Here is a 12,643-nt window from a genome sequence, read left to right as displayed (position 1 = left end):
TTTGTTTTAGGATAAACCGTTCTCAATTTAAAACAAGTATTTTTCATAAATCCATAGAAAGAATGGTGAATGCAAAACCGATTTATCAAAAAAACATAAAACAGATATTAAGTGTATAACTCAATAATTTTTATTTTGTTCATATGATATATATATGGTAACTGTTTAATAAGAGTAGATTGGTTCAATTGAGTAGGATTTTTGTTATCAAATATATTAAAATATTCTTACAAAATATCTTTTGGAAATGAAGTGTTCTAAATAGTCCTGATTGAGCCGATATCCTCGAAGAGATAAAGGCGATAGCAGGAGGGAAGTACTTATAGAAACCTAATCGTTCTGCTCCTAAACAAAAAAGACCCGCAAGTTTTCACTAGCAGGTCTTAGTACTTAATTCTATTTACTTGATACTACTTAATCATTTCAAAACTACGTTTTACGAAAGTAGTCAAGGCTTCTCCTTTTAACAGGTTTTGAGATAATTTAGCCAAATCTAAAGCTTGTTTTACCAGGTGTTCCTGATTGGTTTTGTCTTCGGTATTCAGGATAGTCGAAGCCAAAGGCGAATTAGTATTCACCACCAAATTGTACATTTCCGGCATGTTGCCCATTCCGAACATTCCGCCACCGCCAGTTTGGCTCATTTCTTTCATTCTACGCATGAATTCCGGTTGCGTGATGATAAATGGTGCTGCCTGACTGTCAAGAGCTTCCAGTTGTACGGTGTAGGTTTGTTTATTAACTACGGCTTCAACAGTTGTTTTTAGATTGGTTTGCTCGTCTTCAGACAATTTAGAAATTACAACTTCGTCTTTCTTGATAAGGTTGTCAATATGGTCAGAATCCACACGAACAAAAGTCAAATCTTTATTGTCGTTTTCGATTTTTTGAATCAAATGCGAGATAATTGGCGAGTCTAAAAGCAATACTTGGTATCCTTTTTCTTTTGCAATTTCAATGTAAGAATGCTGCGCCTCTTTGTTTCCGGCGTATAAAACAACCAGCTTTCCGTCTTTGTCGGTTTGCGCGTCTTTTAGGTTTTCTTTTAATTCCTCAAGAGTGTAATATTTGTCATCTACCGTTGGATACAATACAAAAGCGCCTGCTTTTTCATAGAATTTGTCTTCCGAAAGCATTCCGTATTCTAAAACGATTTTGATATCGTTCCATTTTGATTCGAAATCGGCTCTGTTTTCGTTGAATAAAGATTTTAATTTATCAGCTACTTTACGAGTGATGTAGTTCGAAATTTTCTTCACTGCACCATCTGCCTGTAATCCTGAACGGGAAACGTTCAAAGGAATATCCGGAGAATCCACTACTCCGCGAAGCATCATCAGGAATTCTGGTACAATTCCTTCTACGTTATCAGTAACATAAACCTGATTTTGGTACAATTGGATTTTGTCCTTTTGAATTTGCATATCCGAACCTAATTTTGGGAAATACAAAATTCCGGTAAGGTTGAACGGATAATCTACATTTAAGTGAATGTTGAATAAAGGCTCTTCAAATTGCATTGGGTACAATTCGTGGTAGAAGCTTTTATAATCTTCTTCATTTAAATCAGCCGGTTGTTTTGTCCAGGCTGGATTTGGGTTGTTGATGATATTGTCAACTTCAACAGTTTCAGCAGTGTAATCTTCAGGAGCATCTTCCGGTTTAGGAAGTGTTTCTGTTGTAGTTCCAAATTTAATTGGAATTGGCATGAACTTGTTGTATTTGTTCAGCAATTCTTTGATTTTGAAATCTTCTAAGAATTCTAATGAATCTTCGGCAATGTGAAGGATAATTTCAGTTCCGCGAGTCGTTTTGTCAGCTGGTTCTAAAGAGAATTCAGGACTTCCGTCGCAAGTCCAGTGTGCTGCCGGTTCGTCTTTGTATGATTTAGTGATAATTTCCACCTTAGAAGCCACCATAAAAGCGGAGTAGAAACCAAGACCAAAATGACCAATAATTCCTGAATCTTTAGCAGTGTCTTTGTATTTTTCCAAAAATTCTTCGGCACCTGAAAAAGCCAATTGGTTGATGTATTTTTTAACCTCTTCTGATGTCATTCCAATTCCCTGGTCAATGATGTGCAGTTTTTTGCCCTCTTTGTCAATTTTTACCTCAAGTATTGGATTGCCATATTCTACTTTAGCTTCGCCAATATTGGTCAGGTGTTTTAATTTTAATGTTGCATCTGTTCCATTCGAAATTAATTCACGTAAAAAGATCTCGTGATCGTTGTATAAGAACTTTTTGATTAATGGAAAGATATTTTCCACCGAAACGTTAATTTTTCCAGTTGTCATATTTAAAATTTATTTATAATGTTTTACAATCAGTTACGGTTTCTTCAAATAAAGTACCAATTCGAATCGAGGTGACAAATTGTCTTAACAGTAAATTCTGTAATAAAATAATAACATTTTGAAACAAAATTTGTAAGTTAGATTGTATCTTTGCCTTAAGTTTAATATTAAAACGATATAACGATGAAAAAAATATTTTTAGTTACAGCAATTGCGTTAGCATTATTTTCTTGCAAGACGTCTTCAGTTACGGCTACTAAATTAGACAGGGGAATTCAAACGGGTGTAAAAGGAAATTGGGTAATTAGTTCTGTCTCTTATCCAGGCTCAGAATACATTAAAGTAAATTCTTTTCAAATAGCTGATTCAAAATGTTTTGAAGGAAGCACTTGGAAGTTTGTTTCTAATAATAACAAAGGAAATATGGCTTTAACTAAGTACGATTGTCCTGTTTTTAGTTCACCAATTACATGGTTTGTGAATTCTAATGGAGAATTTGTTTTGAAAGTTTTAGATGCAGGAGAAAAAGCTAAAAAAGTGAGAGATGGTTATGTTTTACACGTAGCTAATTTAACAGACAGTTCTTTCCAATTGGTTGATAAAATCAATGTTGGAGGGAAATTAACAGATGTAGTTTACCAATTTCAACGTGTAAACTAATCTCAGGATTTTAATAAATAATAAATAAAGAGATAAATTATGAAAAATATATCGGTATTAGCATTAGCTGTAGTAATGATTGTTGGTTCAATTTTTACAAGTTGTGAATCAGTAAAAAACACAAATAAAACACAAAGAGGAGCTGCTATTGGGGTTGCCGGAGGAGCTATCCTTGGAGGAATTTTAGGAAATAACCTTGGAAAAGGTGGAAAAGGCGCTATGGGTGCTGTTATTGGTGGAGTTGTTGGTGGAGTTGCCGGAGGAGTTATTGGTAACAAAATGGACAAACAAGCCAGACAAATTGACCAAGCCATTCCAGGTGCTGAGGTAAAAAGAGTAGGTGAAGGAATTCAATTAGTTTTAAATGAAAATGCAGTGCGTTTTGATACAAACAAATCGACTTTAACTGCGGCAGCAAAAGCAAACTTAGATAAATTAGTTGCTGTTTTTAACGAATATCCAGATACTGATATTACTATTTTTGGATATACTGATAGTACTGGACCAGCTGATTATAACTTGAAACTTTCAGGAGAGCGTGCAGCATCAGTTAAAAACTACTTGGTAAGCAAAGGAATTTCAGCTAGTAGATTTACAATCCAAGGAATGGGAATTGCTGATCCAATTGCAGATAATGGTACTGTTGAAGGAAGAACTCAAAACCGTCGCGTAGAATTTGCAATTGTTGCAAATGCTAAAATGAAAGCAGACGCTGAAAAAGAAGCAGCTAAATAATTAACTACTTTTTTAAAATATATAAGGTCGTCCCGATTTTTCGGGACGACCTTTTTTTTATAAAACTTCATCTGAATAAAATGATATTAATATTCCAGTGTTAAATAAGGAACGCAGATTAGAGAAATTTATAAAATTATTTTAATTTTTTAAATCTGTGTTGCGAAAAACTCGAACTGTTATTTTTTTGTTGGGTAGAATCTGTTTTTATCCGTTAAATCAGTGTCATCCGTGGCTATTTTTTTTAAAGATATTTCTAAATTCTCCCCTTTTTTTATACCAAAGAAATCTATCTTTGCAATCTCAAAAAAACATTCTTTTAAAATGCTGCAAGTTCAAAATATCTCCTTTGGTTATACCGAAAAACCAGTGGTTCAAAATATTCATTTTTCTATTGAAAAAGGACAAAATATTGCTGTAATTGGCGAAAGCGGTTGCGGGAAAAGTACTTTGCTGAAATTGATTTATGGCTTATACGATTTAGATGAAGGACAGATTTTTTGGAATGAAGAAGAGGTTTTAGGGACTCGTTTTCATTTGGTTCCCGGAATGCCTTTTATGAAATATTTGTCTCAGGATTTTGACCTGATGCCTTATATTACGGTGGCAGAGAATGTGGGGAAATATTTGTCGAATATTTTTCCTGAAATAAAAAAAGGACGCATCAAAGAATTGCTGGAAATTGTCGAAATGACGGAGTTTGCCGATGTGAAAGCAAAATACCTAAGCGGAGGTCAGCAACAACGTGTGGCTTTAGCCAGAGTTTTAGCCTTAGAACCTGAAGTCTTATTGCTCGACGAGCCTTTTAGTCATATTGATAATTTTAGAAAAAATGCGTTACGACGCAATTTATTTGCTTATCTAAAAGCACAAGGAATTACCTGTATTGTAGCCACGCATGATAGTACTGATGCGCTTTCTTTTGCTGACGAAACGATTGTGTTACAAAACGGAAAAATGGTTGATAAAGCCGATTCCTATAACTTATACAACAATCCAATTAATAAATACGTGGCTTCTCTTTTTGGAGAAGTAAACGAACTCAAATTATCGCAACTTATAGCTGTTGACGGTGAAGATGAATTGGTTTTACTCTACCCACATCAATTAAAAGTAGCCGAAAATGGTTTGATGAATGTATTGGTCAAACAATCTTATTTTAAAGGCGGTTATTATCTTATCAAAGCCGTTTTTGACAGAAAAGTGATTTTCTTCGAACACGAATCTCCTTTAGAATTTAATCAAGAAGTTAATTTGATGATTTCCTGATTAACTTCTACAGTTTTGCTTTGTTTTTTTTATTATTTTTAATTCAGTTTAATAAAAACATCTAAAAATGTTGATTTTTAGATAAATAGAGATTATAAATCAAAATTTTAAAAAAAAATGGGAAAATTTGTAATTACAAAAAGAGTTAATGGTGAGTTTCAGTTCAACTTGAAAGCAGGCAATGGTCAGACAATTTTAGCAAGTGAGGGCTATACAACTAAAGCTGCCTGTGAGAACGGAATTGAATCGGTTAGAAAAAATTCTCAGGAAGATGGCCGATACGAACGTAAAGAATCGTCAAACGGGAAATATTATTTTAATTTAAAAGCTACCAATGGTCAAATTATTGGAAGTAGCGAAATGTATGAGTCGGTTGCTTCCCGAGAAAACGGCATTGAATCCGTAAAGAAAAATGCACCGGATGGAGTTGTAGAGGATCAAACAGCTTAATTTAAATAAGTAGAATTGAATACGTAAACCAGTTTTTAGACTGGTTTTTTTTATTATATTTAATATCTAGGTGTTAATATAAAAAAGCTAAAATATGTATCATTCAAAAATTTCGGGTTTAGGTTTTTATGTGCCTTCCAATGTGGTTACAAATGACGATTTGTCAAAAATTATAGATACGAATGACGAATGGATTCAGGAAAGAACCGGAATTCAGGAACGTAGGCATATCATTCCGGGAGAAGATACTACCACTTCTATGGGCGTAAAAGCGGCTAAAATTGCTATTGAGCGTTCCGGAATTGCTAAAGAAGATATCGATTTTATTGTTTTTGCTACCTTAAGTCCTGATTATTATTTTCCAGGCCCAGGTGTTTTAGTACAACGAGACTTGGGTTTAAGAACTATAGGAGCATTAGATGTTAGAAATCAATGTTCCGGTTTTGTTTACGCACTTTCGGTTGCCGATCAATATATCAAAACGGGAATGTACAAAAACATTTTAGTTATTGGTTCCGAAGTACAATCTTCAGGATTGGATATGACTACCCGCGGACGCGGGGTTTCGGTAATCTTTGGAGATGGGGCTGGAGCGGCTATTTTAAGTCGCGAAGAAGATTTGTCGAAAGGAATTCTCTCCACACATTTGCATTCTGAAGGAATTCATGCTGAGGAATTAGTACTGACAGCTCCGGGAATGGGCGGTCGCTGGGTGAATGATATTTTATCCGATAACGATCCGGATGACGAAAGTTATTATCCGCACATGAACGGGCAATTTGTCTTTAAAAATGCCGTAGTTCGTTTTGCAGAAGTCATTAACGAAGGTTTAGAAGCCAATAATTTAAAAGTTTCTGATATTGACATGCTGATTCCACATCAGGCTAATTTGAGGATTTCTCAGTACATCCAGAAGAAATTTGGTTTGAATGACGATCAGGTTCATAATAATGTTCAAAAATACGGTAATACTACTGCGGCTTCGATTCCTATTGCATTAACCGAAGCATGGGAACTCGGCAAAATAAAATCAGGTGATACTGTTGTTTTGGCTGCTTTTGGTAGCGGATTTACCTGGGCGAGTGCTATTATTAAATGGTAAGATGATTTGGTATGGAATCGAAAAGTCCGAAGTTGGCATACTTCGGACTTTTCTTTTTACTACAACTATTTAAACTATTTTTATAAAACACCACTGTTTTGGGTTTCGTTTTGCTGTCTTTTTTTTCTTTCTATGGCTTTATTTTTGCCACTACCAAAACGATAATTGAATCCTATATAAACCGATTGACTCTCCCAGTTGAATTGTCCGTATTGCTTTTTAGGTCGTTCAGCAGTAAATGCATAATGCATCGTATTGAAAACATCACTCATTCTGGCGGTCAGAGTTCCTGCTCCTTTTAGTACAGTAAGACTGGATCCTATATCCATTTTCCAAATAGGTTTTCCTAAAAGTTGTGTTCCTAAATCTTTTCCACGATACATGGCTGATAACTGAAAGCGTAAAATTTTAGATGCTTTAAAAGTATTATTAATTCGTGCATTGAAAGCGGTTACATCTGCTTCAACATATTCTCCGGAAATCACACCCTTTATTTTTCTATTATAAGCATCTAAACTGATGTTGCTGCTCAGCCATTTTGTGAAATCCAAATTGGTTGAAACTTCAAATCCATAAGCATTGTTGTCGTCCAGATTTGCGTAAGACAAAATTTGTTTTGAAGGATCATCAGGGTTTTCGAATAAGGTTCGGGTAATTTCGTTATTAATTCTTCTGTAGAAAATACCGGAAGTTATAGAGCCTAATTTTGTTTTTCGGGTATAATTTAGCTCATAAGAATTGGTAAACTGAGGGCGAAGATCAGGATTTCCTTCTGAATCAATTTGTGGGGTACTCCAGTCTCTAATCGGGTTAAGCTGACCAATACTTGGTCTGTCGACTCTTCTTGAAAAACTTAAGTTGAACGAATTCTTTTCGGTAGGGGAATAGTTCAAAAATCCGGAAGGATACAGTGTTAATATATCATGATTAAAAGAGGCGTCTGTTTCGTTTACTTTTTTGAAAAAACCGGAGGCTTCATATTGTTCAATTCTAGTACCCACTTGCGTACTCCATTTTTTCCATTGTTTGCCAATGGTAGCATAAGTAGAGTAAATTTTTCGGTCGTATTGAAAGTCGGCATTATAGGCATTGTCCTCTAATAAATTATTAGTTACATTTTCGATTCTGCTTTCCAATCCTAATTCTAATTTTACAGTTTCAGATAATGGATTGGTATAATCTAAATTGATTAAAGTATTGTTCCTTTGATTTTTGATGTTATTAGTTCTGGGGTCACTGTAATAAGCATCTTCTCTATTATCTCCGTTGTTGTAATTGATTTCGAGTTCTATATTGTGCCCTTCTTTTTTGAAATCTTTTTTATAATCTAAATTGTAGGTTTGAGAATAATTGTCAATTTGGTTGGTGAATATTTGGGTAATGTCTGTTTTTGTTGGATCGACAAAATCAATTATTGACAGTGAGTTTCCTTTGCCGTTAAATATATTCTGGTTGGTATAGAAAGACAGCGTGTTTTTGTCATTGATGTAAAAGTCTAAACCTACTTTGGCTAAATGCGAATTATTGTTGTTTATAAAAGTGTAGTTTTGAAAATCTTCTAAACCCCCTTCGGTAGTATTGATATAACCATAATTGGTGCGTTTTCCAACATTCAATCCATAATTAGCATAGTAATTAAATTTTCCATTGCGATAATTCATGTCAACCGAAGAGTTAAGTTTTGGTGTTTTCCCAAATGTTACGCCATTATTGATGCTTCCGTTAAAACCTATTTTACTGTTTTTGTTTAAGACAATGTTTATTATTCCACTCATTCCTTCCGGATTGTATTTGGCAGAAGGATTGGTAATTAATTCTATCTGTTTTATTGATGAAGAAGGAATTTGCTGCAACAGTTGTGCTGCATCTATTGTAGTAGGTTTTCCATCAATTAGTATTCGAACATTTGAGTTTCCTCTAAGACTAATTGCATTAGTTTGCGGGTCAACGCTTACAGAAGGAATATTATTCATAATCTCCGAAGCTGTGGAACCTGCGGCAATTAAATCCTTACCAACATTAATTATTTTGCGGTCTATTTTTTGTTCAATAGTTGATTTTTCGCTTATTATATCCACACTTTTTAACTCAATAGCGTCTTCTTCTAAAATGATTGTGTTGAGGTTTACATCCGAATTTTTTGAAGTGAGCGTGATTGGAGTGGAAATGGTTTTGTAGCCAATAAATTGGAATTCTATGTCGTATTTTGTCAATTCAAGGCTTTTTATATGAAAAGTTCCTTTTTCAGATGTAATAGCACCCGAAATGATTTTGTTGTTTTCCTTGACAATTATATTTACATAAGGCAGTGGTTGGTTCGTTTTCTTATCGACTACTTTTCCACTAATGCTTCCTGGTTTGATAGTAGTAATCGATGTTGCCGAGTTTTGTGCTCCTATCGAAATAAGATTTACGAATAAGCAAACTAAGATTAATTTGATTTTCATGGTTATACAGTTTGTTTAATTTTAAATAAAAATCAAAGATATGTATTTTTTAAATAATACTATGCAATGCAAGGTACTATTTTGTTGGGGTGAATAAAAAATATTTCAATGTCAGTTGTAATGATTTGTAAATAGGCTGTGAAAAGTTGAAAAAGTTCGTTTCCTTTTGAGTTTTACAGGAGGTTTTAATTATTGAGAATGTGGAGTTTTTTTGTGTGAAAAATTAATCTTGTTTTCCAATTTTCCAATTGCCACATAATAACTATCTTTGCGCACTTTATAAAATAAGATACAAAATGACATTATCCGAAATTCTTACGCCTTCTATCCAGAATGCTGTTCAAGATTTATTTGAAGTTACCATTGAAAAAGTTGAATTTCAAGCAACACGTAAGGAATTTGAGGGCGATATTACTATGGTAATTTTTCCTTTGTTGAAAATCACAAAGAGCAATCCTGTAGAGTTAGGAAATAAAATTGGAAACTATTTAGTTGAAAATGTAGTTGAGGTAAGTGGTTTTAATGTGGTTTCAGGTTTCCTGAATATTGTTATTTCAGATGCGTATTATTTGAATTTCTTCAACGGAATTAAAGATAAGGAAAAGTACGGTTTTGTAACTCCAAGTCCAGAAGATAAGGCAGTAATGGTCGAATATTCTTCGCCAAATACTAATAAACCTTTGCATTTAGGTCACGTTCGTAATAATTTATTAGGTTATTCGGTGGCTGAAATTATCAAAGCTTCGGGTAAAAAAGTCTATAAAACTCAAATCATCAACGATAGAGGAATTCACATTTGCAAGTCGATGTTGGCTTGGCAAAAATTTGGAAAAGACCAAACGCCAGAATCAACGGGATTAAAAGGAGATAAATTAGTTGGAAATTTTTATGTGGCTTTTGATAAGGCATATAAAGAAGAAATCAATCAATTAATATCAGCAGGAAAAACCGAAGAAGAAGCTAAGAAACAAGCACCGATTATTCTTGAAGCCCAGGAAATGTTGTTGAAATGGGAAGCAGGAGATGAAGAAGTGATTGCGCTTTGGAAAAAAATGAACCAATGGGTTTATGATGGATTTGCTGCCACTTATAAAAGTATGGGGGTTGATTTTGATAGTTATTACTACGAAAGCAATACTTATTTGTTAGGAAAAGATGTGGTTCAAATGGGATTGGAAAAAGGCATCTTCGAAAAAGATCCTGACGGTTCAGTTTGGATTGATTTGACTAATGAAGGTTTAGACCGTAAAATTGTATTGCGTTCTGACGGAACTGCAGTGTATATGACGCAAGATATTGGAACGGCAATTCAACGTGTGAAAGACTATTCAGATGTTGGCGGAATGGTTTACACCGTTGGAAACGAACAGGATTACCATTTTAAAGTTTTGTTCCTTATTTTGAAAAAACTAGGCTTTGACTGGTCTGAAAATCTATTTCATTTGTCTTATGGAATGGTGGATTTGCCTTCTGGAAAAATGAAATCTCGTGAAGGAACTGTAGTTGATGCTGATGATTTGATGCAAGAAATGACGGATACTGCTCAGAAAATATCGGAAGAATTAGGGAAATTAGATGGTTATTCAGAAGAAGAAAAAGCTAAATTGTTTAAGACTATTGGTCTTGGTGCTTTGAAATATTATATTCTAAAAGTAGATCCTAAAAAGCGTATTTTGTTTAATCCTGAAGAATCAGTTGATTTTGCTGGAAATACAGGGCCGTTTATTCAATATACTTATGCCCGAATTCAATCGATTATAAGAAAAGCTGATTTTGATTTTTCGAATGTTTCTAAAATTGAAACTTTACACGAAAAAGAAAAAGAATTGCTAAAACAATTGGAGTTGTTTCCAGAAGTAATTCAAAATGCGGCTCATAATCACAGTCCGGCATTATTAGCTAATTATACTTATGATTTGGTAAAAGAATACAATTCATTCTATCAGGCGGTGCCAATTCTTGGTGAAGCCGATTTAGAAATAAAAATATTCAGAGTACAATTGTCTAAAAAAGTAGCCGATACTATTGCTGCTTCTTTTAGTTTGTTAGGAATTAATGTTCCTGAGAGAATGTAAAATAAATAGGATTACAGTAATGAAAAACGGCCTCTATCTGAGACCGTTTTTTTGTTTTTATCTTATTTAGAGAATAATTATTAAAAAACTAATCATTGATGTTTCAATATTCTAATGAACTAATTGCCTAATTATCTATTTAGTTTATCTTTGCACTTCAATAAAATAAAAAATCATGTTCGATAATTTAAGCGAAAAATTAGATAAAGCTTTTCATATACTAAAAGGTCACGGTAAAATTACCGAAGTAAACGTTGCTGATACCTTAAAAGAAGTTCGTAGAGCATTACTTGATGCCGATGTGAATTTTAAAATTGCCAAAGATTTTACCGCAAGAGTAAAAGATAAAGCAATAGGTCAGGACGTATTAACTACTTTACAGCCAGGACAATTATTGGTGAAGTTGGTTAAAGACGAGTTGACTGAATTAATGGGAGGTGACGTAGCAGGAATCAATTTGCAAGGAACACCTTCTGTGATTTTGATGTCAGGTTTACAAGGTTCTGGAAAGACTACTTTTTCTGGGAAATTGGCTAATTATCTTCAAACAAAAAAGAATAAAAAAGTACTTTTAGTAGCTTGTGATATTTACCGTCCTGCAGCAATCCAACAATTGTATGTTGTTGGAGATTCGATAGCTGTTGAAGTATATTCAGAGCCAGAGAATAAAAATCCGGTTGAAATTGCACAAAATGCGATCAAGCATGCTAAGGCAAACGGATTTAATGTTGTTATTGTCGATACCGCTGGTCGTTTGGCAGTAGACAAGGAAATGATGGACGAAATTGCTCGTGTTCACGCTGCGATTAAGCCACAGGAAACCTTATTCGTTGTGGATTCGATGACAGGACAAGATGCTGTAAATACAGCAAAAGCGTTCAACGATATCTTGAATTTTGACGGTGTTATCTTGACTAAATTAGATGGTGATACCCGTGGTGGAGCTGCATTGTCTATTAAATCGGTTGTCAATAAACCAATTAAATTTGTAGGTACTGGTGAAAAAATGGATGCAATTGATGTTTTCTATCCTGTTCGTATGGCAGAACGTATCCTTGGAATGGGAGACGTTGTTTCTTTGGTAGAAAGAGCACAAGAGCAATTTGACGAAGAAGAAGCCAGAAAGTTACAAAAGAAGATTGCGAAGAATGAATTCGGTTTTGATGATTTCTTAACTCAGATTCAACAAGTAAAGAAAATGGGTAATATGAAGGATTTGGTTGGAATGATACCAGGAGCTTCAAAAGCCATGAAAGATGTAGAAATTGAAGACGATGCTTTCAAACATATTGAAGCTATTATTCATTCGATGACTCCAATAGAAAGAAAAAAACCAGCTTTGATTGATGTAAAAAGAAAAGCAAGAATTGCTAAAGGTTCTGGAACCAAGATTGAGCAAGTGAATCAGTTGATGAAGCAATTTGACCAAATGAGCAAAATGATGAAAATGATGCAAGGTCCAGGTGGAAAAAACCTGATGAAAATGATGGGCGGTATGAAAGGGATGCCTGGTGGAATGCCGGGAATGAAATAAAAAAAAGTGTTCAGCCTGCCTGTCGGCAGACAGGTGTTCAGTTTTTTAGTATTCAGATTTTAGACATTATAAAA

The 12,643-nt window shown here is 34.2% G+C and carries 9 protein-coding genes and 1 pseudogene; 8 read left to right on the top strand and 2 right to left on the bottom strand.

From position 1 onward, the window contains the following. Nucleotides 1-119 (top strand): annotated as a pseudogene (locus tag GTZ96_RS14080) (IS1595 family transposase); the annotation flags it as partial. A gap of 291 nt (nucleotides 120-410) precedes the next feature. On the opposite strand, the gene htpG reads toward GTZ96_RS14080, so the two are convergent. Continuing rightward, nucleotides 411-2,297 (bottom strand): molecular chaperone HtpG, encoded by a 1,887-nt coding sequence (gene htpG, locus GTZ96_RS14075; RefSeq protein WP_161644551.1) that lies wholly within the window; start codon nucleotides 2,295-2,297, stop codon nucleotides 411-413. Nucleotides 2,298-2,480: 183 nt separating this feature from the next. On the opposite strand from htpG, the gene GTZ96_RS14070 reads away from it, so the two are divergent. The 5 genes from GTZ96_RS14070 to GTZ96_RS14050 all read left to right on the top strand — a co-directional run bounded on the left by GTZ96_RS14070 (nucleotide 2,481) and on the right by GTZ96_RS14050 (nucleotide 6,513). Beyond that, nucleotides 2,481-2,957 (top strand): lipocalin family protein, encoded by a 477-nt coding sequence (locus GTZ96_RS14070; protein WP_161644550.1) that lies wholly within the window; start codon nucleotides 2,481-2,483, stop codon nucleotides 2,955-2,957. A 39-nt stretch (nucleotides 2,958-2,996) separates the two neighbouring features. Further along, the gene (locus GTZ96_RS14065) at nucleotides 2,997-3,692 is read left to right on the top strand and encodes an OmpA family protein (RefSeq protein WP_161644549.1); all 696 of its coding nucleotides are present in this window, start codon (nucleotides 2,997-2,999) and stop codon (nucleotides 3,690-3,692) included. A gap of 324 nt (nucleotides 3,693-4,016) precedes the next feature. Beyond that, nucleotides 4,017-4,961 (top strand): ABC transporter ATP-binding protein, encoded by a 945-nt coding sequence (locus GTZ96_RS14060; protein WP_161644548.1) that lies wholly within the window; start codon nucleotides 4,017-4,019, stop codon nucleotides 4,959-4,961. 117 nt (nucleotides 4,962-5,078) lie between these two features. Further along, nucleotides 5,079-5,411: a YegP family protein gene (locus tag GTZ96_RS14055; RefSeq protein ID WP_161644547.1), complete on the top strand. Its 333-nt coding sequence runs from the start codon at nucleotides 5,079-5,081 to the stop codon at nucleotides 5,409-5,411. A gap of 94 nt (nucleotides 5,412-5,505) precedes the next feature. Further along, nucleotides 5,506-6,513, top strand: coding sequence for a 3-oxoacyl-ACP synthase III family protein (locus GTZ96_RS14050; RefSeq protein WP_161644546.1), 1,008 nt, complete (start codon nucleotides 5,506-5,508; stop codon nucleotides 6,511-6,513). A gap of 80 nt (nucleotides 6,514-6,593) precedes the next feature. Here the strand turns inward: GTZ96_RS14050 and GTZ96_RS14045 are convergent, their stop codons facing one another. Continuing rightward, nucleotides 6,594-8,960, bottom strand: a complete 2,367-nt coding sequence (locus GTZ96_RS14045; RefSeq protein WP_161644545.1) for a TonB-dependent receptor domain-containing protein — start codon at nucleotides 8,958-8,960, stop codon at nucleotides 6,594-6,596. 296 nt (nucleotides 8,961-9,256) lie between these two features. On the opposite strand from GTZ96_RS14045, the gene argS reads away from it, so the two are divergent. Further along, nucleotides 9,257-11,035, top strand: a complete 1,779-nt coding sequence (gene argS, locus GTZ96_RS14040; protein ID WP_161644544.1) for an arginine--tRNA ligase — start codon at nucleotides 9,257-9,259, stop codon at nucleotides 11,033-11,035. A gap of 175 nt (nucleotides 11,036-11,210) precedes the next feature. Continuing rightward, on the top strand, nucleotides 11,211-12,569 hold the full coding sequence (ffh, locus tag GTZ96_RS14035) for a signal recognition particle protein (protein ID WP_161644543.1): 1,359 nt from the start codon (nucleotides 11,211-11,213) through the stop codon (nucleotides 12,567-12,569). Nucleotides 12,570-12,643 lie beyond the last annotated feature (74 nt).

It is taken from the genome of Flavobacterium undicola (assembly GCF_009909155.2).
GTDB lineage: Bacteria > Bacteroidota > Bacteroidia > Flavobacteriales > Flavobacteriaceae > Flavobacterium > Flavobacterium undicola.
The sequence above is the reverse complement of the archived record's forward strand: the minus strand, read 5'-3'. Positions and strand labels throughout refer to the sequence as shown.

Coding starts and splice junctions, on each gene's coding strand:
- argS (WP_161644544.1), top strand. CDS start 9,257: ATGACATTATCCGAAATTCTTACGCCTTCTATCCAGAATGCTGTTCAA.
- GTZ96_RS14050 (WP_161644546.1), top strand. CDS start 5,506: ATGTATCATTCAAAAATTTCGGGTTTAGGTTTTTATGTGCCTTCCAAT.
- htpG (WP_161644551.1), bottom strand. CDS start 2,297: ATGACAACTGGAAAAATTAACGTTTCGGTGGAAAATATCTTTCCATTA.
- GTZ96_RS14070 (WP_161644550.1), top strand. CDS start 2,481: ATGAAAAAAATATTTTTAGTTACAGCAATTGCGTTAGCATTATTTTCT.
- GTZ96_RS14055 (WP_161644547.1), top strand. CDS start 5,079: ATGGGAAAATTTGTAATTACAAAAAGAGTTAATGGTGAGTTTCAGTTC.
- ffh (WP_161644543.1), top strand. CDS start 11,211: ATGTTCGATAATTTAAGCGAAAAATTAGATAAAGCTTTTCATATACTA.
- GTZ96_RS14065 (WP_161644549.1), top strand. CDS start 2,997: ATGAAAAATATATCGGTATTAGCATTAGCTGTAGTAATGATTGTTGGT.
- GTZ96_RS14060 (WP_161644548.1), top strand. CDS start 4,017: ATGCTGCAAGTTCAAAATATCTCCTTTGGTTATACCGAAAAACCAGTG.
- GTZ96_RS14045 (WP_161644545.1), bottom strand. CDS start 8,960: ATGAAAATCAAATTAATCTTAGTTTGCTTATTCGTAAATCTTATTTCG.